General features: G+C 70.6%; 19 protein-coding genes and 1 pseudogene. 11 read left to right on the top strand and 9 right to left on the bottom strand.

Annotated elements, in window-relative coordinates; all coding sequences use genetic code 11:
* Positions 1 to 67 precede the first annotated feature (67 nt).
* Positions 68 to 1,666, bottom strand: a complete 1,599-nt coding sequence (locus tag P3T34_RS39730; protein WP_280671741.1) for an IS1634 family transposase — start codon at positions 1,664 to 1,666, stop codon at positions 68 to 70.
* Positions 1,667 to 2,364: 698 nt separating this feature from the next.
* Between P3T34_RS39730 and P3T34_RS39735 the strand changes: the two genes are divergently transcribed.
* The 5 genes from P3T34_RS39735 (at position 2,365) to P3T34_RS39755 (ending at position 10,400) form a co-directional block, all read left to right on the top strand.
* A complete protein-coding gene (locus P3T34_RS39735) occupies positions 2,365 to 3,243 on the top strand; it encodes a hypothetical protein (protein ID WP_280671743.1) in 879 nt (292 codons plus the stop codon).
* Positions 3,244 to 3,531: 288 nt separating this feature from the next.
* Entirely contained in the window at positions 3,532 to 3,951 is a 420-nt protein-coding gene (locus P3T34_RS39740; protein WP_280671745.1) for a hypothetical protein, read from the top strand.
* Positions 3,952 to 4,256: 305 nt separating this feature from the next.
* Positions 4,257 to 8,792 carry a DEAD/DEAH box helicase gene (locus tag P3T34_RS39745; RefSeq protein ID WP_280671747.1) on the top strand — a complete coding sequence of 1,512 codons (4,536 nt, stop codon included), beginning with the start codon at positions 4,257 to 4,259 and terminating at the stop codon, positions 8,790 to 8,792.
* On the top strand, positions 8,789 to 9,181 hold the full coding sequence (locus P3T34_RS39750) for a hypothetical protein (protein WP_280671748.1): 393 nt from the start codon (positions 8,789 to 8,791) through the stop codon (positions 9,179 to 9,181). Before P3T34_RS39745 ends, P3T34_RS39750 begins: the two co-directional genes overlap by 4 nt.
* Positions 9,182 to 9,503: 322 nt before the next feature.
* A complete protein-coding gene (locus tag P3T34_RS39755; RefSeq protein ID WP_280671749.1) occupies positions 9,504 to 10,400 on the top strand; it encodes a PIN domain-containing protein in 897 nt (298 codons plus the stop codon).
* A 304-nt stretch (positions 10,401 to 10,704) separates the two neighbouring features.
* On the opposite strand, the gene P3T34_RS39760 is transcribed toward P3T34_RS39755, so the two are convergent.
* From P3T34_RS39760 to P3T34_RS39770, 3 genes are all read right to left on the bottom strand, one after another.
* Positions 10,705 to 11,622 (bottom strand): hypothetical protein, encoded by a 918-nt coding sequence (locus tag P3T34_RS39760; protein ID WP_280671750.1) that lies wholly within the window; start codon positions 11,620 to 11,622, stop codon positions 10,705 to 10,707.
* A 685-nt stretch (positions 11,623 to 12,307) separates the two neighbouring features.
* The gene (locus P3T34_RS39765) at positions 12,308 to 12,997 is read right to left on the bottom strand and encodes a helicase associated domain-containing protein (RefSeq protein WP_280671752.1); all 690 of its coding nucleotides are present in this window, start codon (positions 12,995 to 12,997) and stop codon (positions 12,308 to 12,310) included.
* Positions 12,998 to 13,507: 510 nt separating this feature from the next.
* Positions 13,508 to 15,862, bottom strand: coding sequence for a tetratricopeptide repeat protein (locus P3T34_RS39770; RefSeq protein ID WP_280671754.1), 2,355 nt, complete (start codon positions 15,860 to 15,862; stop codon positions 13,508 to 13,510).
* Positions 15,863 to 16,062: 200 nt separating this feature from the next.
* Here P3T34_RS39770 and P3T34_RS39775 point away from each other — a divergent pair, with 200 nt between their 5' ends.
* The 3 genes from P3T34_RS39775 to P3T34_RS39785 all read left to right on the top strand — a co-directional run bounded on the left by P3T34_RS39775 (position 16,063) and on the right by P3T34_RS39785 (position 17,548).
* On the top strand, positions 16,063 to 16,548 hold the full coding sequence (locus P3T34_RS39775) for a ricin-type beta-trefoil lectin domain protein (protein ID WP_280671756.1): 486 nt from the start codon (positions 16,063 to 16,065) through the stop codon (positions 16,546 to 16,548).
* 230 nt (positions 16,549 to 16,778) lie between these two features.
* Complete coding sequence (locus P3T34_RS39780) at positions 16,779 to 16,913, top strand: hypothetical protein (RefSeq protein WP_280671758.1); 135 nt, start codon at positions 16,779 to 16,781, stop codon at positions 16,911 to 16,913.
* On the top strand, positions 16,910 to 17,548 hold the full coding sequence (locus P3T34_RS39785; RefSeq protein ID WP_280671760.1) for a hypothetical protein: 639 nt from the start codon (positions 16,910 to 16,912) through the stop codon (positions 17,546 to 17,548). The genes P3T34_RS39780 and P3T34_RS39785 overlap by 4 nt, the downstream gene beginning before the upstream one ends.
* A 67-nt stretch (positions 17,549 to 17,615) precedes the next feature.
* On the opposite strand, the gene P3T34_RS39790 is transcribed toward P3T34_RS39785, so the two are convergent.
* The 3 genes from P3T34_RS39790 to P3T34_RS39800 form a co-directional block, all read right to left on the bottom strand.
* Positions 17,616 to 17,846 carry a helicase associated domain-containing protein gene (locus P3T34_RS39790; RefSeq protein ID WP_280671762.1) on the bottom strand — a complete coding sequence of 77 codons (231 nt, stop codon included), beginning with the start codon at positions 17,844 to 17,846 and terminating at the stop codon, positions 17,616 to 17,618.
* Complete coding sequence (locus P3T34_RS39795) at positions 17,843 to 19,141, bottom strand: helicase associated domain-containing protein (protein WP_280664044.1); 1,299 nt, start codon at positions 19,139 to 19,141, stop codon at positions 17,843 to 17,845. Before P3T34_RS39795 ends, P3T34_RS39790 begins: the two co-directional genes overlap by 4 nt.
* Positions 19,142 to 19,216: 75 nt before the next feature.
* Positions 19,217 to 19,606, bottom strand: a complete 390-nt coding sequence (locus P3T34_RS39800; protein WP_280664043.1) for a transglycosylase SLT domain-containing protein — start codon at positions 19,604 to 19,606, stop codon at positions 19,217 to 19,219.
* 1,391 nt (positions 19,607 to 20,997) lie between these two features.
* On the opposite strand from P3T34_RS39800, the gene P3T34_RS39805 reads away from it, so the two are divergent.
* Complete coding sequence (locus P3T34_RS39805) at positions 20,998 to 21,297, top strand: transposase (protein WP_280664042.1); 300 nt, start codon at positions 20,998 to 21,000, stop codon at positions 21,295 to 21,297.
* On the opposite strand, the pseudogene P3T34_RS39810 reads toward P3T34_RS39805, so the two are convergent.
* Together P3T34_RS39810 and P3T34_RS39815 are read right to left on the bottom strand one after the other, a co-directional pair.
* Positions 21,276 to 22,125: pseudogene (locus P3T34_RS39810) on the bottom strand (transposase); the annotation flags it as partial. The gene P3T34_RS39805 and the pseudogene P3T34_RS39810 overlap by 22 nt on opposite strands.
* A gap of 69 nt (positions 22,126 to 22,194) precedes the next feature.
* A complete protein-coding gene (locus tag P3T34_RS39815) occupies positions 22,195 to 22,440 on the bottom strand; it encodes a dTMP kinase (RefSeq protein WP_280664041.1) in 246 nt (81 codons plus the stop codon).
* A 288-nt stretch (positions 22,441 to 22,728) separates the two neighbouring features.
* Here P3T34_RS39815 and P3T34_RS39820 point away from each other — a divergent pair, with 288 nt between their 5' ends.
* Positions 22,729 to 24,519, top strand: a complete 1,791-nt coding sequence (locus tag P3T34_RS39820) for a hypothetical protein (protein ID WP_280664040.1) — start codon at positions 22,729 to 22,731, stop codon at positions 24,517 to 24,519.
* Between the two features lie 37 nt (positions 24,520 to 24,556).
* Positions 24,557 to 25,042 (top strand): hypothetical protein (locus P3T34_RS39825; protein WP_280664039.1); only part of this gene is annotated, 486 nt, incomplete at its 3' end.

The following is a 25,042-nucleotide window of genomic DNA, read 5'->3' on the forward strand; positions in this document are numbered from 1 at the left end:
TCTCGCCGCCTGCTCGTACGGCCTCCACGACCCGCTGGTGCTAGTCGGTGACTTCGCACGTGGGGTTTTAGGTCTCCAGCCAGCGGGGGCGGGTTTCGTCGATGCCGAGGAGTTCGAGCAGGTGTGCTTCGACTCCTCGGCTGATGAGGATGGTGGGTGGGCTGGTGGCGGTGCCGGGTCGGAGCATGAGACTGTCGAGCTGGTAGAAGATCATGCGGCCGGTGGGGCGGACCTTGCGGTTGTCGGGGTAGAGGCCGGACATGGTCTGCTCGGGGCCCAGGGCCTGGCGGACCTGGCGTTCGATCAGGCAGAAGACCAGCAGGGCCAGGCAGATCACGGTGATCAGGGCCGTGATGCGGCGGTTGTTCTCGAGGAAGATCGGTGCGACGGCCAGGGGCCCCTTGAAGTCGTGGTAGCGGCGTTCGACCACGCCCTGGCCCTTGTAGCGCCGGAGCACTTCGGCGGCGTCGGCCTGCTCGGCGGTGAGCCGGGTCACCAGCGCGTACCAGCCGTCGGCGGCGGCCTGGGCATCCAGGACGGCTTGATCGAAGGTCCAGCCCAGCGACGGACGCCCGTCCTCGTCGGTGGTGACGGTGGTGTGCAGGCAGTTCGCGACCCGGCGGGATTTGGCGATGACACCGATCCGGGCTTCGACCTTGGCCGCGGTGTTGTAGTACCGCCCGCCGGCCGAGCGTTGCAGCTTGTCCAGGTCCTCGGTGGCCTTGGCCAGGCGTTTCGTGCGGGCGGCCCGCTGTCCCTTGGCGTTGCCGGTGGAGTGGACCAGGACCCTGCGCAGCCGGTGCACGGGATCGCTTTTGCGGGGCCCGGCCATGACGTGGACGTCTTCCAGGACCCGGTAAGACTCGCGCTGGTCGGCAGGGGTGTTCCGCTCGCGGTCGCGGTCGTTGACGTAGTTGACCGGCTCGGCGCGGTCCACGTCCAGAGCGGCGTAGACACCGGCGTCCACCTGGGCGGCCGGGAGCGGGGCGATGAAGTCGACCTTCGCGTCCAGCAACGCGGTGATGTTCGGGTGGGAGACCAGCTTGGAGTCCGCGACGAGGAGGAAGTCCTTGCGGTCGGCGATCTTCCGCAGGGCTTTCATCGCGCCGACGACCTGGGCGACCTCGCCGGCGCCGCCGTCGTAGGCGCGGTGGAAGACCGGGATGCCGCCGTCGCGGGTGACGGCCAGCCCGGCCTGGATCTGCTTCAGATCGACCCGCCGGTCCTTGGGGTGACCGTACTTGACCTGCGGGAATCCGTCCTCCTGGTCCTCGTAGGCGCCGAACATGGACATCGAGGTCATGTCCCAGTGGAGCTGCCCGACGTCGATGCCGAACTCCGCGATGGCCTGCGCGCCGACCGAGCCGGTGATCTCCTCCAGGCGCGGTGCGATGGCGTCCAGGGCCCGGGCGAGCCGGTCGTCGTTCAGCAGTGCGGGCTCCACGCCGAAGACCTCCTCGACGGCCCATTTGCGCGCCCAGTCGCCCACCCGGACCATCGACGTCGGGCACGAGAGCCGGTTGGCGACCAGGACCTCGATGACCTGCCCGTGCGTCAGGTGGGCCAGATCCCGGATCGGGCACAGCTCGTCGATGATCCCGGCCACGTCCAGCCGGCGCAGAAACTCGGCAGAGGCAGGCAGAGCGCCCAGACGCCTCTCCACCACGGGAGCCAACTCCACCGTCAGACGAGGACGTTGAACCCGGGAACGACGCGAACGAGATATCGGCACGCCCCCATCAAAGCGAACAACCAGCCCCCAAGCACCGGTCATACCGACCATTCACCCGAACGTGTCATGTGCGGAGGATGGGGCTAGTCTCGCCAGCCCCGCGTGTTGCTCGGCAGGCCGGACAGCCCGGTGGAGCCCGTCGTGTCAGCGGTCATGCAATTCCCCACGATCTGCATGATCAGTATCACCTAATTCCCCACCCGGGTCGGGGACGTGACGGGCCGCCCGACGGCTGAGTGTGCGGCTGGTCCGGTCAGTCAAGGGCGCCTTCGGCGGCGCTTCGCTCTGGCCTTGCGGCCACCGGGCGACGCGCAGTTTGCGGCTGCTCTCTGCCAGCGCGGCGGGCCCGGGGACCTCTGGCGCCATGGGGATCCCGGCGCGCGGCCTGGACAGCCCTGACCAGCCTGAACGACGGTTACCTGCTCGCCACCCACACGGGTCCGGACGGCGCCCACGGCGAGCAGGACGTCGCAGAAGTCGCCGAGCTGCCAGGTACCTCCGCGCCTGCCGCAAGCACAGCACCAGCTCTGCCGAAGCCGGTGATCCCCCCGATGCCGACGACTGCGCCGACGATCCCGCCCCGGCTGGCACCGGCGCCCACTTGGTCCGTTCGGCAGTTGTGGCGGCAGACCGTGGCAGACGCTGAAGCCGCACTGCGCGATCAGGCAGGTGCTGATGACCAAGCCGCCCGCAAGGTAGCGCTGAGCCTGACGGCGCTCGGCGAGACGTTGGATGTTGCGGAGGAGATCTCGGCCGCCGATCTCAGCGAGGCGGAGCCGCAGCGCCTGGACGAGCTGACCCGCTCGATTCGGGAGATCGAGAAGCACGCCGGGTGGTACCTGACGCTGCCGGCCTGGGCCCGCATCCAGTCCGTTCACACTGCGGCGCTGGGGGTGTGGTCCGCCGTCAGCGACGCGATCGGAGCGGAGACCCGCCTGGCGGCGGCCCACTGGAGGGTGGCCCTGTCAGCAGCGGCCTGCCGATCAATCGCACGCAGCGCATCCCACATGGCTGCCGAACTGACGCGCCGTGGGGCCGGAGGAACGCCAGCCTGGCGCGGCCTGCGACACCTCAGTCGACAGGCCGACCGGCTGGCGTCCAGCGCGCTGGGCCGCCCGGCAGACCTGGCAACCGTCCGGCAGCAGGACCTGCGGGAGGCCGCGGTCGTCGTCGCCGCCCGTCAGGACCGGGTCGAACGGATCGCTCCCCGCTACTCCGGGCGCCGCACGGCCGTCGCCGGTTCCCGACGGATCGTCAGCGCCTTCCTCGTCTGGAGCGGCTCCGCGATGGGACGGGAGCTGATCGGCTCCCAGCACCCGCGGGTCGCCGCTTTGCGCCGGGCCTGGCAGTCGCTGCCGCCAGCCGACCCCCCCGGCCGGCCCCACCTCGGGCGTACAGCCCTACCACCAGGCCGCCGAAGGCGCGCGAGCGCTGGCCGATGCCGCCCACGCCTCGGGGCGCTTCGAGGGCAACAACGTGCTGGCGTTGGTTGCCCTGGCCGTCGCCGCTGAACAGCACTGCGGGCGACTGGCAGCGATGGCGGGGATCCCCCTGCCCACGCAATCGGCACGTCCACCCGCCAGTGCCGCTCCGACGCCAGCGGCTGTCCCGCCGCTGGCACAACGGGCTGGAGTCTCACACTCGCTTTGACTCAGCTATCGGAAGAGCAGGTCGGCGGGCGGGTGCCGCACCATCGGCCACCGTCGACCACCAACTGGGCCGATCGGCGCGGGATCGGCGGACTCGTTTCACTCGTACCGGGCATCGCGGGGTGCGCCACCCTGGCCGATGCTTCCACCATGACGATCGACATCGCCACGTTGAAAGCGCCCTCGACGGGCCCGGACGGACAGCGGCTATTCACCTGCCCGTCATGGTGCAACGACGCACCACCCCATCCCGACCACATGGGCGACCGCCGGACCCTCGCTGACGTGATTCACCACGGGCCGACCGCCGGCTTCACCCTGGCCGAGTGGCCCGGACCTGGGCCTTCCTACCGCTGGCCCGCGTTGGACGTCACCATCGACTTGGCCGCCCGGTCGTTGGCCGATGGCACCCCGGGCCCGGCCTTCCTTGTCTGCTCTCCAGACGTGCTCGAGGAGCGCTTCGAAATCCATGACCCCGAGCGAGTCGTCCGATTGATTGCCGCCTACACCCGTACCGCCGCCACTCTGCACGAGATGCGGGCGATGATGACAGGCAGTTCTGCGGTGTAGGCCGGGGGCCCCACCAGGCATCGCCGCAGAGGTAGGCCGCCGACCGCGGGACAGGTCAAGCGGACCGTCACCTGCTCCGCGTAGGCGGCGAGCAGTTGTGGCAGCGGTGCCTCGTACGGGCCTGAGGCGCGAGGCGCTCCGTGCCGGCTGACCGAGACGTCAACAACGCGGCGGTAGGGGGACACGTTCAGGTACTTCCCCGGGGTCGAGGGTTCGTGTCGGCGACTTGGCCGGGCGTGGTTTGCCACGATCAGGTGCTGATCTGGCATGTCCTGGCCGCATCCCGGTCTGTTCGAAGGCTATCCATGACGACTCCGTCCCCCACCCAGTCTGCCTCCGTCCCGCGCCCGGCGTCCGGGGCCCGGGTGGACTTCGCTGCGCTTGACCCCCTGGTCTTCGCGCGGATCCTGGAGAAGGCGTGCGCTGTCCGGATGTTGTCCGTAGAGGTGGCGGCTGAGGCAGCCGTCCGGGCCGGTGACGGGCGCCTGGGGGTGAAGGAGCTGCGGATGCTGCTCCTTCAGGTTCCCCTGTTCGCGTCGGCCGACGGTGCCGTGGCCGCCGCGTGGGCGTTGGTGCGGGCGCGTCCGGAGGTCGCGACCGCCGTCCTGCATGCGCACGGTCAGACCCCCGGCAGTGGTTCCCTGGTAGTGGGCGATGTGGAGCCTGCGGAGTCAGGGGTGTTCACAGCCCAGGCCGGATGGGAGCTGCCCGAGGGCAGGGTCTACGGCGCTGTGGCGGGCCGGACGACGAAGAAGGCCGCTCACCAGTACGCCGCTGTGAGCCTGCTCGGGCACATGAGCGGCCTTGAGCCTGTCGTCCAGACCCCTGCCGCGAGGGCATGGGTACCTGCGGCCCGGTACTCCGCCGGAACGCCGGCCCAAGCCGCTGACCAGTCGTTCGCGACCCGGCTGCAGCACACCCTGGCGCAGCCGCGTGTGGCGCCCGCCGAGGTGGCGGAGGTCGCTTCGCGGATCACTGCCGGGGCGCTCATCCCCCGTGACCTGTATGCCGTGTTGTTCACCGCGGTGTCGCCGATGTGGGAGCCGGCCCGGAAGGCGGCGCTGCGGGCGGCCGCCGCTGAGGCGGGGGCCGCCGTGACGCTGCTGACGCTCTACCAAGCGGCGCGGGGCCTGCCTGCCCCGCGCTTCACCGAGCATCAGCAGGAGGGCGGGTCCGTATTGTTCCGGTCTCGGCTGCGTGCGGTGATCGACGATGAGGCCCTCGACCTCTACAGCGGCTGGTACCCGAACAAGCGTCAGGCGCGCACCGCGCTGGCGCTCAAGGTTCTGGCTGACTTGGCCGAACTGCCGCTGGAGGCCCCACGGGGCCTGGTGCCCGCACCGGCCGTTGGCGGTGCCACACCGCAGGAGCCCGGTCCCGCCGAGAAGCTGCAGGACATGGTGAAGGCGGGCGTGATCCATGACCTGGTGTTCAAGGAGGGGCCCGGCATCACCGGGCTGGAGCCTCAGTACGTGTGTGTAGCGGCTTGCACCAGCAACGGACATGTCCTCTCCGGCACCGGGCGGGCGTTGGGGCGTGCCAGCGCCCGGGCGGAGGCCGCGAAGGAGCTCGTGGCCGCGATCCGTGGCCGCACCGCCGTCCGGTACGGCCGGGTGCCTGTGCAAGCGGGCCCGGGCAAGACCGCGCTGATGGTCCTCAACGACCTCAAGACCGCCGGGGCCATCGCGAGGCTGGACATCAGCGATCCGGTGCACGACCCGGTGGCCGGGTTCACCGCTCGCATCACTTGCCGGGTGCGCAGCACGCTGGGGGTGCTCGGGGAGGAGATCGTTGGCGACGGGGCGGGTGCGTCCAAGCGCGCGGCGCAGCAGACCGCAGCCGCGGCGCTCGTGGAGGCGCTGGCCACCGCGCACGAGCCGACGGCGCCGACGGTAGCCACCGCTGCGCCCGCGCAGGCGGCCACCGGTCCGGGCGAGCGGCTGCGGTGCGGCCCGGCGGGGCCGGTCGCCTTGCCGGAGGAAGTCGGGCAAGCCCGGGCGGAGCTAGCGACTGTGCTGCGGGAGGGGGCGGAGCTGACGGTCGATCTCCAGGGGGCCGCCGCGCGGTTCCTGGTCTACCGGCCGCAAGGCCTGCCGGTGGGCGCCTCCTGCTCCCGGCCGATGCAGGTGTGCACGGCCACTCTGGTTCTGCCGAAGCAGGGTGCGGCCATCGGCCCGGTGCAGGTGGAGTGCTGGCAGGTGCCGGTGCGGCTGCTGGCCAACGTCCTGACCGCTGAGGAGGGCCGGGAGAAGGAGTCGCCCTCGGTGACGGTGTGGCGTCAGGTGATCCGGCTCGGACTGGAGGTGATGGCCCAAGGCCGGGTCTACCCGACGCTGGACGCGGACGGGACGGACGTGTGGCGGGCGGGCCCGCTGACCGCGCAGGAGAAGGCCCGGGCGCGGCAGCTGCGGCAGGCGATGGTCCCGCCCGCGCACTGCGGTGCTGTCGCCGACATCAAGCCTCAGCGGCTGTGGGCACCCAGGACGGCGGTGCGCGCGGGCCTGGACGCGGTCGCCGAGGCGATGCTCCGCGGCCCGGGCACCCCGGCCGTCCTGGGCAGTGGCCCGTTCACGGCGGCGGTGCCCCAGCAGCAGCACACCAGCGCGCTCACCCAGTGGGCCGATGACGCCGAGGAAGGCCGGTCGCAGGCCGAGGTCCTGGACATGGTGCTGACGGTCAGGGCACCGAAGAAGGACAGCCCTGGCGACACGGAGCTGCTGTGGGCCGACCTGAGCCTGCGCCGGCGGGACCCCACGGACGGGCTGACGCGGACCTGGTCGCCCGCGGCTGCGGTGGCCGACCCGAAGCTGAAGGCACTCTTGCGGCGGCGCCTGCGGCGCCTGACCCAGCTGTGGCCGCCCATCGGGAGGCTGCTGGAACGCCCGGTTCCGGACACGTTCACGCTGCGGGCCGCCGAGGCGGTGGTGCTGCGGGGCGCGGCGAAGAAGCAGCTGGAGCGGCTCGGACTCACGGTGGAGTGGCAGCACGAGTGGAGCGAGCGGCTGCGCACCCGGGTGGTGCTCGGGCAGCGCCGGCCGGGCCCTCCGGGATCCGCCCGGCCCGGCTTCTCCTTCGACGACGTCCTGGACGGGCGGTGGCAGCTGTCGGTGGACGGCGCCGACCTGACGGGCCGCGAGATGGACGCCCTCGCTCAATCCATGGTGCCGATGGCCAAGGTCCGCGAGCAGTGGGTCCTGGTGGACGAGGACAGCGCCAAGCGCGCCGCGGACCGGCAGATGCCCCCGGTCTCCTCCGGCGAGGCCCTGCGGGCCTCGCTCACCGGGCAGATCAACGTCGACGGGCAGCTTTTCGAATGCGAACCCGAGGAGGCGCTCGCAGACCTGGTCGCGTTCCTGCGCAGCGGATCCCGCAGCGGCCAGGTGCCAGCGCCCGGCGGGCTGACCACCACACTGCGCGACTACCAGCGCCAGGGCTTGACGTGGCTGGCCAACACCACCAACGCCGGCTTCGGCGCGTTGCTCGCGGACGACATGGGGCTGGGCAAGTCCCTCACCGCCCTGGCACTGCACCTGTACCGGCGTGACCTCGGCCGCGAGGCTCAGGGCCCGACCCTGATCGTCTGCCCCGCCTCCGTCATGATCAACTGGGAACGTGAGGTGAACCGCTTCGCCCCCTCCGTCCCGACCCTGCGCTACCACGGCCCGGACCGCACCCTCGCCGGAGCGACCTCCCGCACCATTGTGATCACCACCTACGAGACCCTGCGCCGCGACGCCCCCCTCCTGGCCCAGCAGCCCTTCGACCTGCTCGTCGCCGATGAGGCCCAGCTGATCAAGAACCACCGGGCCGGCACCAGCCAGGCGATCCGGCGCATCAAAACCGCCCGCCGCATCGCCCTCACCGGCACCCCCGTCGAGAACCATCTCGGCGACGCCTGGGCCTTGATGGACTTCCTCAACCCGGGGCTGTTCGGCACCTTCCGCGCCTTCCGCGAGCAGTTCGCGATCCCCATCGAGGAGAACATCACCGACCGAACCCTCTCCTCCCGCCTGACCGCCCTCCTCCAGGCGTTCATGCTCCGGCGCCTCAAGAGCGACCCGCAAATCCTGCCCGAGCTGCCCCCGAAGACCGTGAGCTCCCGGATCGTCAGCCTGACTCCCGAGCAGATCGACCTCTACGAGCAGACCGCCGCCGCCGCACTCCGCGAGATCCGCTCCGCCGAGGGCGCCCCCCGCAAGGGCCTGCTGCTGGCCCTGTTCAACAACTTGCAGCAGATCTGCAACGCCCCGAGCCACTTCCTCGGCGAGGCCACGGACGGCGACGACTACGACCCGCAGCAAGCGGCGGCCCGCTCCGGCAAACTCGCGGCCCTGGACGACCTGCTCCCCCTGCTCTCCAGCCCGCACGAGTCCACCCTGGTCTTCACCCGGTACCGGACCATGGCCCGCCACCTCGTCCATCACCTGCGCGGACACGGCCTCGACCCCCTGTACTTCAGCGGGGACCTCGCCGTGGGCCGGGAACGCCAACGGATCATCGACGCCTTCCAGGCCAGCTCGGGCAAGGTGATGGTCATGACGGTCAAGGCCGGCGGCAGCGGTCTGACCCTGACCCAGGCCAGCCACGTCGTCCTCTACGACCGCCCGTGGAACCCCGCCAAGGAGAGCCAGGCCGTGGACCGCGCCCACCGGCTCGGCCAACAGCGCCAGGTCACCGTCCACCACCTCATCACCGAGAACACCCTCGAGGACCGGGTGGACGATCTGCTTCGACACAAGCGCGCCCTGGCCGACGCCGTCCTCGCCGACGGCTATTCGGCGCTGACCGAGCTGACCGACGACCAGATCTGTGACCTGATCGCCCTGGGAGCCCACCGATGACAACACCCGCCGGGAAACACCACGTCACCGCCCACCACGCCTGGGCCTGGTACCGGGAAGTCGCCGAGCCCCCGCTCATCCCCGACCGCACCCCCGAAATCCCCGACAACCAGCGACCGGCGGCACTTCCATCGCCACCGCCGCCCACCCCGGCGCCCTCTGAGGAGCAGCTCGTCGCCCTCATCCGCGATGCCGCAACGCAGGCACGAAGCCACCTCCTCACAGGCGAGGCCCTCGAATGCGTGCGGACCGACGACGCCATCCGCATCGCCGCCCTCGTACCCCAGCCCCGGCTGCCCGAGATCGCCGAACGGCTCGGTCTCGACATCGCCGACCTCCGCACCCGGCTCCGAACCCGAGAGACCTCCGATAGCACCGTGCCCGGATAGCCGCCGCACGAATGGCCGCCCGGCGATCACCCTGCCCAAGCCCACCGGCCGCGAGCGCCGTCTGGCCAAGGCCGGGAACCCGACGACCCCTGGTGGTATATCCGGCTGCTCCACGCCGAAAGTTCCCCGGTCGCTGGTGCACCGTCAGATGCCGGAGCCCGTGCAACGCGCTGCAACGCGGAAGGCACGTTGCACATCTGACCTTGCACCGCTAGCCCACTCAGAGCGCCACACGGGGCTGCAACGCGCTCGCGTTGCACCCCCCGCTCCCGCAATCGAAAAACGGGCGGCCCCGGGCACCCTGCCCTGGAAGGATCTCGGCATGAGACTGAAGCCGGGGATCTCCCTGGACTACGCCGAGAACGCCCTCCGGGACGCGCACAGCGCCTGGACCAACGCCCGCAGCTCGCAGGATTACTTCCGCGACTACACGAAGGCCGTCGAGGACACCCACTCGACCCTGAACTGCGCGTTCGCGGAACCCGACCTCGCCGGAGACCTACGGTCCGAGACGTACTGGCACCTCCTGCAGCTCGGAAGCCCCAAGGTGCTGGAGTTCGCCCAGAACCCCCTGCTGAACCAGACCACCGGCATGCGCGAGACCCTGACCGCCGAAATCCGAGCCCGGAACACGGCGATGGCCGCGGAGGTCGACCGGCAAATCCAGATACTGGAGAACGCCCAGGAGCAACTGCGCGCGTTGAAGGAGCTCGCCGGCCGCCCCGGCCTGCCCGTCGTGTACGACACCAACATGCTCAACCACTGGGCCCAGCCCGGCGACGTGCGATGGCGGGAGTTGTTCAAGCAGGACGGCCAGGACGTGCCGCTCACCCGCCTCGTCGTGCCACTACGGGTCCTGGACGAACTGGACCGCCAGAAGTACGGCGACGGGCCGCTCGCCAAGAAGGCGGCGACCGCCATCCGCTACCTGGAGCGCGTCCTGAAGAACAGCCAGCCTGGCACGCCGGTCGAACTGCGCCCCGGGGAGGCGACTCTGGAGGTCTGGCTCGACACCGACCACCGCGACACCGACGCCGACCTGGCGATCCTGCGCTGCGCCGCCGACCTGGAAAACCTCCACCGCGAGGCCCGGGTCCTGACCGACGACATCGGAATGCGGCTGCGCGCCCAGCACATGAACCTCACGGTGATCGGCCTGCCCGAGCACTACCGCAAGCCCGGCACCGCGATGACCACCGTGCCGCCCACCCAGATCTGACCAGACGCCAAGGGCGCCCGCCGGTCAGGCAGTGAAGGCCGGCCCACTGGTCGGGGCTGGCGGCTGCCTGGTGGGTGACCGGTCGTCTTGACTCCCAGCCCCGGTGGTTGGGGAGTCCTGGTTCCCGCCCTGGCGGCCTGCTGGTGGCTGTCGCGGGTGCCGTCGTGTGCCTTGGCGTGGGCGGATGGGGCGGATGGGTGCTTTGCCCGGTGTGTGGTCGGGGCGCGACTGCTGGGCGCGGCAGGGTCCTGGGCGCGGCCGCCGGGCTCGCGTGCTGACTCTTGAGGCATGCGGCGCTGGCTACTCAGGTGGAGGGAGACAGGCCCAAGCCTGCAAGCCAGCGCTCACGCAGGATGCGGATCTCGGCGGAAGCGAAGGCCCAGTCCAGCAGGCCCGGTTCGCGGTTCCCCTGGTACGGGCCGAGAAGCGGAAGCCGGGCCAGCTGACCAGTGCGCCGCAGTCCCATGAGCGTCTGCTCATCGTCGGGGTGACCGAAGACGGCCCTCGTGTTCGTCTGGCCCCACGACGCCCCGTTGACGAACCTAAGCGCCTTCGGATTGAGCCGACGCACCGCGTACGGTCCGGCTTCGTAGTCATCGCCCTTCCGGGCCGCGTCAACGACCATTAGAACGGCGACGTTGCCCGTCAGCGGGAACAGCACACTGCGCGCTCCGAACTCCAAGTCGAGGAACGAGGTGAAGCCCTTGTCGTTGATCAGGAAGCGCGGCGCGCGGCTACCCCGGCGGACCACCGCGAACCGGGCCCGGCTCATCAACTGCCGAGACTCGCGGTGTGTGACTTGCCGCTGTTCCTGGATCACGTCCCGGGCCACCCCGGCCCCGAGGTGCGCGGTAGCGACACGGTCAAAGTCGGGGTGGCGTATGGACTGCGCCTGGACATGCAGCAGTATCGCCTCCCAGTGCTGCGCGGTGAATCCGTCCGACTCCAGCGCGACGGCCGCTGCCGGCAGCGCCCCCTCGTACTGCTCCCAGAGCTTGTCGGCGAAGTCGGCGGGCAGCGACGGAGTTGGTCGTTCGACGTCGTACAGGCCGAACTCGGCCGCGACCTTCTCCGCCGGGAGCGGCCCCACCACGGTCTCCGCGTCCCACCGTCGCATGCACACGCCGGCATAACGGCCGCCGGGGCGACGAGGGTTCGGAATGCCGAACCCCCCGATGAAAGCGGCTGGCAGGTAGTGGGGGAGGGGACGCGCGGCACTCATGGCGGGACTGTATGCTCCGCCGCTGACAACTGCCGACGGCGCGTACCTGCTCCCGCTACTCCCAGCGCATCCCGAGTTCGGTGAGGCGCTGGGCGCGTTCGGTGGGGATGTCGCTGCGCCTGCGCCGACGGTTCTCCAGGATCAGCCCGCGCCCGCCCTGTACGGTGTGCTGCCGTCGGGTTGCGGCGTTCCTTCTCCGCGTGCGTCAGCTTTCTCGCCGGCCGCTGTTCCTCGGGCAGCGGCTCCAGCCCCAGGACGTGCTCGCACACCCACTGCTGGGCGGGTCCGATCTTGTCCCAGCCGATCTGAGTGCAAGTCCGTTCAGCCTGTGTTGAGCCAACCAGCCCTTGATCACTGGACCGTCATCGCACGCGTGGGCCGGGGTGACCGTCGATGACTAGGCGCCGGTGGAGCACACACACCGGAAGTCGAGGCGGGACCGGGTCTTGGGCGGTCATCCGTAGCTGCGGGAGCGCCTCGATAGCGTCGTCGTCGCAGTAGCTGCAGAGCCCCAGCGAGGCATCATTCTGGTCAGTCATGGACCAAGGGTTGCAGCTCCAGCGCATTGCCGGAAGACCTTTTGGGGTCGCCGGACAGGTCCGTTCGCGCCGCGTGATGACTGTGGCCACGGTCGCGGCGGCCGGGGCTCCAGCCCCCCTGGCCGCCGCCCGGCCCCGGCGCCCGCCTACTCCCACCGCATCCCGAGCTCGGTGAGCCGTGCGGCGCGCTCGGCGGGGATGTCACCGCGCCTGCGCCGGGAATTCTCCAGGAACAGCCCCAGCCCCAGCAGCACGGTGCTGCCGTCCGGCAGGGCCAAGGACTCCTTGTGCTTGCGAGGGGCGGTCAGGTGCCCCTCACGAGCCCGGAACTGGGCGGCAGCGGCCAAGTTCCGCCGTTCCTTCTCCGCGTGCGTCACCTTCCCCACCGGCCTCTCCTCCGGCGCCAGGGGCTCCAGCCCCAGGACGTGCTCACACACCCACTGCTGGGCGGGGCCGAGCTGGTCCCAGCCGACCTGCTGCACGCGAGCCCACCCGGCGAGATCCTCGCCCTGGGCCACGACGCTGCCCGGCTCCGCGCCCGCCAGCTTCCCGCCGCCCTGGACGTGACGCCAGGCCAGGGCGAAGCACCGCTGCCACTCCACTGACCAGGCCGGGCACCACGCCGCGTCGATCGCGTCGATCGCGGCCTTCCGGTCGGCGGTCAGCGCCCCCGCCCAGTCCAGACCCGTCTCGCCGGCCTCCGCGCGGCGCTCCAGCGCCTCGGTGCGCCGCTGGGCGGTGCGGAAGTTCTTCATGATGACCCCGACCGGGCGCCCACCCCACACCGCCTCGGTGGGCGGGCAGGCGTGCCCGTGCTCGGCGGCGTACCCGGCCACCGCGGCGACGTTGTTTCCAGCTCCTTGACGCGCTCCGGGTCCAGGACGCCGGCGGCCTTGTAGCGGCGCTGGTCGGCCACCCACACCCCGAGCCGGCGCCCGGTAGGCGTAGGGCGCCTTCACGTCGCCGAACTTCTCTCGGTAGGCGAGCAGCTCCTCCAGGCCCCGCCGGAACTCCTCCCGCTCAACGTCGGCGTTCGCGCTCTGGCGGGCACGGGTGAACCGGGTCCGGCAGGTGGAGGACGGCTACATTCGCCGCTACTGGGTGGTTCTGGACCGGTCGCCGCTGCGGGTGTTGCGGGGCAGCCCCCCCGGGAGGTTGGGCTGTGAGCCGGGCTGTGCGCGAGGACGTTCAGCGCGCGGTGCGGCTGTACTTTCGCCTCAGTGAGGAGCGTGCCGTGCTCGGCTTCGCGACCTCCTGAGCAGAGCAGACCGATGCTGATAGCGGAGGCCGGACTGATTTCCATCCGCCGCGTCACCAGGGCCGGTGGCCACACACCGGTATCGCTGTCAGGATTGCCGACCGGTGACCCGATCGGCAATGCGTCGGGTTTCCTCGGCTTCCGGTGCCTCGAGCTCGGTGAAAATGGCGATGGCCCTGTTGAAGTCGGTGGTTGCCAGCCGGTTCTGCCCCTTTGCAGCTGCGACGAGTCCCAGGGTGCGATAGGAGGTCGCTTCGTCGAAGCGGTTCCCCTGTTCCTTGCAGAGGGCGGCTGCTTGCGTGGCGTGCTGCGCTGCTTCGCCGTGACGTTCCAGAGCGAGCTGGCTTGCGGCGAGGTTGGCGAGGATCTTTCCCTGCTGGTAGCGGTCGCCGATCTCGATGGAGTCCGCCAGCGCGCGCTGGAAGTGCTCGACGGCGTCTTCGGGCTTGCCGCGTCGGGAGTCGAGCTCGCCGATGTTGATCCGGGCCAGCATCTGCCCGGCCCGGAAGCCGAGCTCCTGGTAGATAGTCAGGGCGCGGCGGGTGGCGGTGATCGCCTGGTCGTGTTCGCCGAGTTCGCCCCGGATGAAGCCGATGTTGATGAGGCAGGATGCCGCGCCTCGCAGGTCGTCGGTCTGGAGCCGGATGTCGAGGGCGCGCTCCAGACTGCCGATCGCGTCCTGGTAGCGGCCTACTCCCTGGTAGGCAGGGGAAAGGCAGTTGAGGATCCAGCTCTGCGCGGCCGTGTCGCCGAGTTCCGCGGCGCTCTCCAGGGCCAGTTCATGGGTGGCGATCCAGTCGGCCCAGGCGCTGCGCACCTGGAACTGGCTCCACAGTGTGATCGCCAGTTGCCAGGCCTGCCGGTGGCGTCCGGTTCTCCGGGCGTGGTGGACGGCGGCGGTCAGGTTGGCCTGCTCCCGGTCCCCCCAGTCCAGGGCTGTCGCGGGATCGGTGAAGGTCAGGCTGACGCGGCCCGGCGGGATCGGGTCGCGTTCTACAGCGCGGCGGTTGGGGTGAATGGCGGTGGCGGCTTCCACGGCGGTGTGCAGGTACCACTCCAGTAGTCGGTCCACGGCCGCCTCGGAGTGGCTGCGGAGGTTGCCGTCGGCGTCCGCGAAGGCATCGTGGGCGCACTCCACCGCGAAGACTTTGATCAGGTCGTGGAACCTGTAGCGTTTTGGGCCTGCCGGTTCCAGTAGCGCGGCGTCGAGGAGTTCGGCCAGTACCTCCTCGGTGGACTGCGGACTGCCGTCGAGCAGGGCTGCCGCTGCGGGCAGCGAGACCGTCTGGCCCGGAACCAGGGCCAGGAGGGCGAACGCGTTCCGGGCTGCGGGGCCTAGGCTGTCGTAGCCAACTGCGAAGGTGGCCCGGACAGCCCGGTCCTCGACCTGGAGCTCGTTGAGGCGCGCGCTTTCGTCGTGGAGACGCGCGACCAACCGGCGGGCGGTCAGAGCCGGTTCGGTCGCCAGTCGGGCCGCGGCGATCCGGATGGCCAGCGGCAGGCCGGCGCACAGGCGCAACAGGTCGTCGGTGGCCTCGGGGCTGGCATTCACCGCCGACTCTCCGGCGATCCGGGTCAACAGACGGAGCGAGTCCTCCTCGTCCATGGCCCCGAGGGTGACCCGGTTCGCACCGTCGAGGCCGGCCAGCGAGCTGCGGCTGGTGATGAGCGCGACCGACGAACCGGCACCCGGGAGCAGCAGGCGCACCTGCGCGGCGTCCCTGACGTTGTCCAGCAGGATCAGCACACGTTGCTTCGCGAGCATGCTCCGGTACTGGGCCGCGCGCTCCTCCAAGGCACCGGCGATACTCTCCGGCGCCATGCCCAGAGCCCGCAGGAAGCGGCCGAGGACGTCGTGAGGGGCTACGGGCACGGGACCCGCGCCCTGCAGGTCGGCCTGCAACTGCCCGTCGGGGAACCGCGTGACGACGCGGTGCGCGACGTGGATCGCCAAGGACGTCTTGCCCACGCCCCCTTGGCCGCTGATCGCCGTGAGGACGACCGGCCCCACCGGTCTCGCAGGTCTCTCATCGAGCAGGGCCAGCAGGCGTTCGACCACTGCCGCTCGGCCCGTGAAGTCGATCAGGTCCGCTGACAGCTCGGCGGGAGCCAGGTGCCCGCGGGGCCGGGTCTTGGCCTGGGCGTGCACTCGCACGTAGGCCTTGCGCCACTGGTCGACGGCGCGCTCGTCCAGGCCCAGGGCGCGGACGACGGCGACCACCAGGTCTTGGTTCAGGCGGCGCCGGCCAGGCTGGAACATGTCGGCGATCGTCGACTTGGACACCGGCTGCGGCGGGCGCAGCAGTGGCCCGACAAGGCTGGCCACGGTCCGGAACGAGGGGTTGCCGCCCCACACGCGCAGCCGGTCCAACAGCCCGATGAACTCCGCGAGATCCGCGGCCATGGCGGGATCCGGAATCCCACTGACCTGCAGCTCGGCCATGCTTCCCCCCGGCAATCTCTGCCACCCCCCTGGTCGGCGTGAGCGAGTCTAGCGTCCGGACAAGTCCGGGAAGCTGGCCACCATCGTCGCCGACGCGGCACCGTAATGAGCGGGCCGCAGGTCGCAAGTGCCCGAAGTCATGGCGCGTACTGCCATCTAGCGAGCCCGTTCCCGACTCCCCGACGATCGAAAGGACGACTGTGATCAAGAAAATCGGCTTCAAGGCTGCCGCCCTGGCTGTGATCACCGCCTGCACGATGATGGGCATGGCAAGCCAGGCTCAGGCCAACTCCGGAACCGGAGAGTTGCTGAACTGGACCCCCACCGGGGGCACCACCTGTCTGGACTCCAACTACGGGGGGCAGATCTACCACATTCCCTGCAACGGCGGCGGGTTCCAGCAGTGGCACATCGCGCCCTACAACGATTCGTACCAGCTCGTTGACGTCCAGACAGGCCGGTGCCTCGCCGTCAACGACCTCTCCTCCGGACCGGTGACGGGCACCGAGGGGTGCGACGACTCGAACGTTCAACAGCTGTGGCAGTGGTCGATCTCCCCCAACGGCAACAACTACTTCTACAACAAGTACGAGGGGCAGTGTCTGGACTCTGGGCAAACAAACCTGGCCTGGGGATCGCCGTGCAACTTCAATAACAACTACCAGACCTGGGCGCTGATCCACTGATTGAGGTCATGAGGTGACCGGGGGCGGCGATGGCGGTCAGCAGAGCCGAGAACTCGACCGTGCGGCGGGCTCGGCGGAGCGCTTCGGCAGCCGCGATGCCCTAGCTTCGGCAGCTTGGGGACCACCGATGGCCTGACCCGCATGCGGGAGCAGTCGCCCTGACAGCGGATCCGGCCCGGCACTGCGAACCTAGCGCCGGGCCGGATCCGGACGGCACCTGGACTCCGTCCGTGATCGCACCGTCGAACCCGCACCTCGCCCAGCTCCTCGACCAGTCCGCCGAGGAGGATTCCGTCGCCATGGACGTGTTCATTGCGCTGTTCGACGGCGGGATGTACGTCCGATCGCCGCCCCCGGCCAGGTGATCACGGGCAGCAACCCGGCAGGCGAGCGCATCCTGCTCGGGTTCGCCGACGCGGGACTGGGCCGGGACGTGCCGGCGGCCGTCGGCACCTCGTACTGCGACGCGGCCGGGCTGATGATGATGCTGGCAGGAACCGGCGCCGTCGAACTGGTGCTCCGCTCCCGGCACGGTGAGGCCCGCCTGCCCCGCCTGGCGGCTGGAACGCTGGGCGGACAGTTTCCCAACGACCGGCTGCGGCTCGCCCCGGCCACCGGCCCGGATGCCCAGGCCCTGCACGAAGCGCTGACCCGCCGGGTATCCGGGTTCCCAGCGGTATGCGCCGCCTGGCTATCCCTGGCCCACTGGCCGGACTCCCCCGAACCTCAACTCCTGCTGCACGTCGCCGTGAACGAGGATCCGCCCGGCCCGGTCGCGAACCACCTGCTGCGAGCCCTGCTGCGGGAGGAGGCTCTGCGCCACCTGTCCTACCCCGAGGTCGCCGTCGTCCCGCTGCACCCCGTCGCGCACGCGCACACCATCGCCGAGCTGGACGACCTCGGCCTGGCAACGGTCCGCAACGACGCCAGGCCCGACCCGTTCGAGACAACCGCCCTCGGCGTTCCGCGGCCGTGCCGCCGCTGGTTCCGCCGTTCCTGACCGCCCGCCTGCGGGAGAACCCACGCGACCGACCCGTACACCGAACCCGGCCTGCTCCTGCGCCCGGCTACTCCCAGCGCATGCCAAGTTGGGTGAGTCGGGTGGTGCGGTCGGTGGGGATGTCGGCGCGCCTGCGTCGGGAGTTCTCCACGAAGAGCCCGAGCCCGATCTGCACGGTGGTGCCGTCGTCCAGGAGGATGGTCTCCTTGTGTGTGCGGGGTACGTTCAGGTGCCCCTCACGCTCGCGGTACTGGGCGGCGGTGGCGAGGTTCCGGGCCTCCTTCTCGGCATGCGTCACCTTGGCGGGCGAGAGCTGCTCGGCGGGCAGCGGCTCGAGTCCGAGACGTGCTCCAGCGCCCACTGCTGGGCGGGGGCGAGTGTGTCCCAGCCGGTCTGCTGGGCGCGGCCCCAGGCGGCGAGGTTTTCGCCCTGGGCGACGATGCCGCCCGGCTCCGCGCCCGCCAGCGTCCCGCCGTCCTGGATGTGGCGCCAGGCCAGGGTGAAGTTCCGCTGCCATTCCACCGACCAGGTGGGGCACCACGCCGGGTCGATGGCGTCCAGGGCGGCCTTGCGGTCGGCGGTCAGCGCCCCCGCCCAGTCCAGGCCCTCCTCCCCGGCCTCGGCCCGGCGCTGGAGCGTCTCGGTGCGGCGTTGGGCGGTGCGCAGGTTCTTCATGATGGTCCCGACCGGGCGCCCGCCCCACACGGCCTCGTTGGGCGGGCAGGCGTGGCCGTGCTCGGCCGCGTAGCCGGCCACCGCGGTCAAGTTGCAGGTGAAGGCCGTGTCGAACACCGACCACACCATGCCGAGCTCGTCCAGCAGCGCGACCCGCTCGGCATCCAGCACATTGGCAGCCCGATACCGGCGCTGATCGGCCACCCACACGCCCGGCCGGTGCCCAGACGGCGCCCGGTAGGCGTACGGCACCTTCACGTCACCGAACTTCTCCCGGTAGGCGAGCAGCTCCTCCAGCCCCCGCCGGAACTCGGCCCGCTCCGGCTCCAAGACCCGGGTGCGGATGAACGCGGCGATCACGGCGGGGTCGCGCTGGGTGGAGAACTGGAGCTGCTGCGCCTCCCCGGCGGCGGAGCGGCGCTCCTCCGGCTCTCCGGCGTGCTTCGGCTCCCTGGGCGGCCGGGTCTCGGACTGCGGCATGGCCAGGCGCTCGATGGCGGCCGCGTCGTGCGAGCGCAGCGCCATCAGGATCTTGGACAGCCCGTCGTAGGCCCGGGAGGTCAGCAGCTGGTCGCCCCTCTCGCCGGCCCCCAGCAGGACGGGCACGACGATGGTGGCGATCTTGCCGCTGCCCGGGCGCATCCGCAGCGCCCGCCCGACGGCCTGGACCAGGTCGACCATGGACCCGCGCACGTCGGCGAAGAACACCGCGTCGCAGTCGAAGGTGTCCACGCCCTCGCTCAAGACCTTGACCGAGGCGAGGATGTACCGCAGCAGCCGCCACCCGTCCTCCCCGACCAACGAGGCGAAGGTGGCCAGAAAGGCCCGCCGCTCGGCGGAGGTGTGCTCGGCCTCCAGCCACGTCGTCCCGATCAGCTCCGGCTGCGGGTGCAGCGCCGGGGCCTGCTCCCACAGCACCCTGTTCGGCCGCGGTGGCGTCCGTCGTGGGTCGTGGGGTGGGTGGTTGAGCGGCGGATCGGTGGGAGTGGCCGGTCAGTAGTTGTGGTGGACCTGCCAGTAGGCCCAGGCCTGGTTCGGGCTGCCGTAGCGGCTGTTCATGTAGTCGTAGGCCCACTTGATCTGGGTGCCCGCGTTGGTCTGCCAGTCGGAGCCGGCGGAGGCCATCTTGTTGCCGGGGAGGGCCTGGCCCAGGCCGTAGGCGCCCGAGGACGGGTTGGTCGCGGTGACGTTCCAGCCGCTCTCGTGGCTGATGATCTGGTCGAAGGAGGCGAGCTGGCCGGCGGGGACGATGTTCGCGGCCAGCGACTGCGGCGTCTGGGCCGAGGCGACGGTCGGGGCGATGGAGGCGCCGATCGCGGCGATGCCGACGGCGGAGGTGAGCAGGGCGACGGACTTGCGCATGCGGGTGGAGATCACGGGCATGTGGAGTTCGACCTCAATCGTGGGGGCGCCTCGCCCCGCGGTTCGGCGGGCCCGGTGGGGCCCGGCGGGCGGGAGTCGGCACCGGGGCGGTCACGGGTGGTGACTGCCGTACGGGAGTTGCGGGAGTGGATCGGACCACCGCCGCAGCTGGCGACTGGGCCATTGTTAGCGGGGTCGGCGGCTGGCTCCAAGGGGTGCCCGCTACGACGCGGCGTCGTAGCGGGGTGGGGCGAACACGCCGCTCGCGCGCGGGCCGGCTGCTCGTCGTCCGGGCGGTCAAACCTGGCAGGGCATGCTTTTTTGGGCGTTTTGTACCGGTTTGAGCTGCGAAAACAGTGGAGGCTCGGCCGTAGGCGCGGGAGCGCGGCGGGGGCGGCGAGCAGCCGGGCGGGTGCGGTGGCCGGAGCCGACGGGTGGCCTACTAGGGAGGGTAGGGGGCGCCCGGGACGCGTGAGCACCGTCACGGGCCACCCCGATCCGGCAGCCCCCTCAAGGGGATCCAGCTCACATCGTGATGGCTGTCTGTGACCGTGTGGTGGCGCCGACACGTGTTCGGTCGCAGCCCGGTCGCCGAAGACCCGCACCGCTGATCGGGCGCGCCCGCGAAGGCCCCGGACCAGCGGCTCGCCGCCGCCCGGCCGGACCCGCCCCTGCGCATCGCTCTCGACCCGCGCCGGCCTCGATGTCCCTGGCCGGCGACGACCGGCAGGCCGCCGGCTATGGCCCCGGCGGCCGGGAACCGGTCCGGATCCGCGTGAGCATCCTCGGGGCGCCCTGCCGCGCGCATCGGTTCTTGGGCGCGCGCCGCTTGCTGATGGTCTGCGGCGGTGCAGTGGAAGGTGATTCGGTCGGCGATGGCCGCGCAGAGGCGGGCGTCCCCGAGGGTCTTGTCCCACTCGGTGAACGGGGAGTTCGCCGGTCCGGCCGCACCACTCACACCCCTGGCGACCTGGCGCGGGCCGATCACCGCGATCAGCGGCTGGACGCTTGGCCAGCCTGACCAGGAGTAACTAGCCGTTGCTCTATCGAACTTCGTGGGCGTGAGTTCGAGTCTGCCAACTCGGTCGGGTGATTCTCTGATCAGCAGGGCATGAAAGTGGGGCCTCCCGCACAGCTCGTGGGTGTCGAATCCAGCCGAGCAACAGGAGGCCCCTGGTGCTGCAGTCTCCCGTGTCTACGCCGTTGTCGTCCAACTCTGCACCCCTGTCGTGTGATTGCCTCGCTCACCGGTTTGGGAATGCCGGGGACCGCACGCACAGGCGTCCGAGATACCCCTCGGACATGAACGACGCGGAATGGGCCGTCGTGCGCGACGCGATGCCCGTGCCCGCCTGGCTGGAGGGCCGCGGCGGGCAGCCTGAGGGCTACTGCCACGGCAGCTGGTCGACGCTGTGCGCGACCTGGTCGCGGGCGGCATCGCCTGGAGGGCGGTGCCTGCGGACTTTCCCGCGTGGGACCGCGTCTACGCCTTCTTCAGGCGCTGGCGTGACACGGGCCTGGTCGCCGAGTTCCACGACCGGCTGCGCGACCGGGTCCGGAAGGAGGCGGGCCGTGATCCGGAGCCGACCGCCGGGATCATCGACTCCCAGTCGGTGAAGGGGGCGGCGTCCGTGCCAGCGGCGAGCCGGGGGTTCGACGGCGGGAAGAAGACATCCGATGCGAAAAGGTGTCAAGCAGCCAGTGCCAGGTGAGGCCCTGGGGAAGGAGGGAAGGCGACAGCCTCGTCGAAGGGGACTCGTCGGGTCAGGCAGTGATGGAGGCAGCCGATCATGCGGTTGAAGAGGTTGCGTTGGGCGGCTATGTGCCGCTCCCCGGTTGCTCGCCTGCGGTCGTAGTGGGCCCTCGCGCCGGTTGAGTGGGCCATGGCGGCGAAGGCCCACATGTATCCGACGGAGGCCAGCCTCTGGTTCTTCACCCTGCGGGCCAGGACCGCCATGCTCTTGCCTGAGGCCCTCGTGACGGGGGCCGCGCCTGCGTGCGCCTTCAGCCCTCTGGCGTCCGTGAACCGGGAGCGGTCGTCACCGATTTCGGCGAGGACGCGGGCGCCGCTGAGCGGGCCGAGGCCGGGGAAGCTCGTGATGATCTCTGCGTCGGGGTGAGTCTCGAAGGCAAGCGTCGACGCTTCGGCGAGGTCCTCGGCGCTCGCAAGCGGCTTCCAACTGACGGAGCAGGGCCAGCGCCTGTCGGCCCATGGCCTGCTCGACCAGGGGGAGTTGGCGCATCTAGGGAATGCGAAGGGCCGCGTGGAGCCGGTCGGCTTCTGCTTCGATGGTGTTCTTGCGGCCGGCCTTCTTCAGTAGAGCTCGTAGCTGTGGACGGGTGAGTCGGGAGGCCCGTTCAGGAGTAGGGGCTGCGGCAAGCAGAACCCGGGCGATGGGGTGGAAGATCCCCTCGCGGCGATGGCCGACAGCGGTCAGATAGCCGGGGTAGTACGCCCGCAGGTGCGCGGTGAGCTTGTTGCCGGCCTGGGTGCGGTCCCAGACGGCGTCCTGCTGGGCACGTGCGAGGACGGCCACGGACCCGCAACTGGCCACCACCAGAACCACCATCACCCAGCCAGGAGCAACCTAAAGTCACCGGCATTGCGCCTAACCCGGGCCCGGCTTCGCCGGGGCCGGTCCGCTGCACATCAGCAGCGTCCGCGCGTAGGCGACATGAGAGCGGATCAGCCGCACCGCCCGGTCGGTGCCGCCGGGCAGGAACGGCAGCACCACCAGCGCGGGCACCGCTGCCACGGTCACCACCGCCAGCACCGGCACCGTCAACGCGACCAGCAGGACCCGCTGCACGGGCCCCAGTGCCCGGCCGCCCAGCGGGAAAGGGAATGTCGGCATGTACCGCTCCGAATCAGGGGAAGTCGACCCGTACGCACCCCGCACGGCCAATGCCGCGAAACCGGCGGCATCACGACGATGCCTCTGATGGGATGGCCACAGCCACGCCGGAGGGTTGTCCACCGGACCGGAGCCGAACAAGCCGGGTTGACCGACGAATGACGCGGTCTGAGGAGAGGAGGGGCCCTGCCCAAAGAACAGAGCGCACCGGCGGGCGGCCGGCCCTGGGGGCCGCTGAAGGGCACCAGCACCGAGGCGAACGCCATCGCCGAACTCCTGCGGACCTGGGTGCGCGGTGCCAGCCTCAGGGTCGACGAACTCCTCGACGCCCTCACCCCCGAGCACTTCGCCGACCACCGGGTACCCGCCAAGTCCACCGTCTCCGACTGGCTGGCCGGCCGAACCCCACGCTGGGACTTCGTCGAAGCCGTCGCAGACATCTGCTCCCACGACTCCCAAGCCGCAGCACGGCTCACTGAGCAGGCCCGACCCCTGTGGGACAAGCTGCGCAGCACCCCCACCCCGGTCAGCACCGCCTTCCCCCCGGCGGGCGACAAGGGCGCACTGGTCCTCGCCCAGCAGCAGACCATCGACGTTCAGAACCAGCTCATTCACGCCCAACAGGCCCTGGCCAGCAGCCGCCAGGCCGAGGCCAACGCCGGCCACCTCGTCATCCTGCTCCTGCAGATGATCGGCCGGCTGAACCTGCGCATCGGCGAACTCGCCCGCCAGGCCGACCGCCTGCACACCCACCCCACGGCCCCTCAGCGGCAGGAGCAGGACGTGCGCCGCCGCCTCGCCCAGGCCGAGGAGCACCGGCAGCGGGCCGTGCGGGAGAAGGATCGGGCCGAGGCCAAGCAACGCGAAGCGCTCGACCTCGTCGACCAGGCCAGCCGTGAGATCGACCGGCTGCGCGCGGAGGTCCACCACCTCAAGTCCACCGCCGGGGCCGACGAACCCGAACCGGGTCAACTCAGCGCGTTGGTCACCCCTGACAACGACATCGCCTTCCTCGACGACATCGCCCAGTCCCTCGACAAGGCCGCCCACGTCAACGACACCGGCGACCAACTCACCCAGGACGCCCGTGGCGCCCTGGGTGAGCCCGCCTTCACATCCTGGGACGTGATGCACGCCCCCGCTGTCGTGGAAGCCGTATCGGACAACCCGAACAACCCCGCCACCAGCGACGCAGAACCGGACAACACCGCCGTGCAGGCCAGCCGTTTCGGAGCCTGGCTCGCCCAGCGCGCGACCAGGACAGCACCGCCCGCACCGTCGGCAGCGGCATACGTGCGGCGAATCCAGTCGCTCGACCCTCCCCTCGGTCCCAACGACTTCACCGAGCTCCTGGACCAGGCTGCCCTCCAGCTGCCGCTGAGCCAGCTGCTCGAACTGGCCACCGATCAAACAGTGATCAAGCTCGGTAACCCGTATGACCATCTGCTGCTCAGCACGGCAGCACGCCCTCCGAAAGAGGTCGCGACTCTGATCGCACACCTCAGCGAGCACGGCGCTGGCGCCAGCAACAGAATGCTGCTCCTGCTCCGGCACATGCGGTTGGATCAAGCGGAGCAGATCGCCACACAGCTGCGGGAAAGCGGCCACGACGACGAAGCCCGTGACCTCCTGCGTAGGGCGGCATCCGACTGGCCGACCGCGGAGACCGTCCAGCTGACCGAACGCATCAAAGCCGAGGGCTACTCCTCCGAAGCACGAATTCTCCTGACCCATGTAGGCATGAAGCGGCCCTTCCACGAAGTGACCGACGCCGTCAACGAAGCACTGGCGGCAGGTCACAACGACGTGGCCCGCGCCCTGCTCAACGGCGCCACCGCAGGAGCTAAGCCCTGGGACCTCGTCGAGCTGATCACACACCTGAGAGAAACCGGCCACCTTGACCATGGGGCGTTTGTGCTCGGCTACGCAGCCAGGGACCTCCATGTGAAGGCCACCGCCGAGATCATCTCCGCCCTGCAAGCCCGCGATTACCCGACAGCCAGCGAAGACGCCACGACCCACCTGCCCGCTCCCAGGGCACGCCTGATCAACACCGCGCTGGAGAAGCTGCGCCCTTAGAACGACTGGTTCCGTCCCACCGGCCTCGGGGTGGTCCGTGGCGCGGCCGCACCCAGGAACGCAGCGGGTCCGCCGACACGTCCGACTCCGGGGCTCAGGATGCCGTGAGGAGCTGCTGGAGGAACTCGGGGAGGACCCGGCCACGGTGGCCGCGCTGGCGCTGTGGAGTTGCAGCCAGGTGATGGAGGTCTTCAACGACCTCCCGGTCGAGATGCTGGAGCGCGGCGACGTCGGCTACCGCAGTCTGGTGCGGGCCTACTCGCAGAGCACGTTCAAGAACGGCTTCGACGCCCGCGAGCTGAAGGACCTGCACGAGGTCTGCCGCTCCCTGGACTCTCAGGCCCTGCACAGGGCGGCGGAGCGGGCACTGGAGGTGCTGCCGACCGAGCCGGGCGACCCGCTGCTGTTCGGCTCCCTGCTCGGGGCCTACACACCCGGCGACGGCGGCGACGTCCAGGACTACAGCGCGACGATGGCGATCAGCGGCTCAGAGGTGGTCATCACCGTCGCGCCGCGCGGTGCC

Source organism: Kitasatospora sp. MAP12-44 (assembly GCF_029892095.1).
GTDB lineage: Bacteria > Actinomycetota > Actinomycetes > Streptomycetales > Streptomycetaceae > Kitasatospora.

What these genes read in the sequence shown, in the direction of transcription:
- P3T34_RS39740 (WP_280671745.1), top strand. Translation starts at nt 3,532, where the DNA reads ATGACGATCGACATCGCCACGTTGAAAGCGCCCTCGACGGGCCCGGAC.
- P3T34_RS39745 (WP_280671747.1), top strand. Translation starts at nt 4,257, where the DNA reads ATGACGACTCCGTCCCCCACCCAGTCTGCCTCCGTCCCGCGCCCGGCG.
- P3T34_RS39750 (WP_280671748.1), top strand. Translation starts at nt 8,789, where the DNA reads ATGACAACACCCGCCGGGAAACACCACGTCACCGCCCACCACGCCTGG.
- P3T34_RS39755 (WP_280671749.1), top strand. Translation starts at nt 9,504, where the DNA reads ATGAGACTGAAGCCGGGGATCTCCCTGGACTACGCCGAGAACGCCCTC.
- P3T34_RS39760 (WP_280671750.1), bottom strand. Translation starts at nt 11,622, where the DNA reads ATGAGTGCCGCGCGTCCCCTCCCCCACTACCTGCCAGCCGCTTTCATC.
- P3T34_RS39770 (WP_280671754.1), bottom strand. Translation starts at nt 15,862, where the DNA reads ATGGCCGAGCTGCAGGTCAGTGGGATTCCGGATCCCGCCATGGCCGCG.
- P3T34_RS39800 (WP_280664043.1), bottom strand. Translation starts at nt 19,606, where the DNA reads ATGCCCGTGATCTCCACCCGCATGCGCAAGTCCGTCGCCCTGCTCACC.
- P3T34_RS39815 (WP_280664041.1), bottom strand. Translation starts at nt 22,440, where the DNA reads ATGCCGACATTCCCTTTCCCGCTGGGCGGCCGGGCACTGGGGCCCGTG.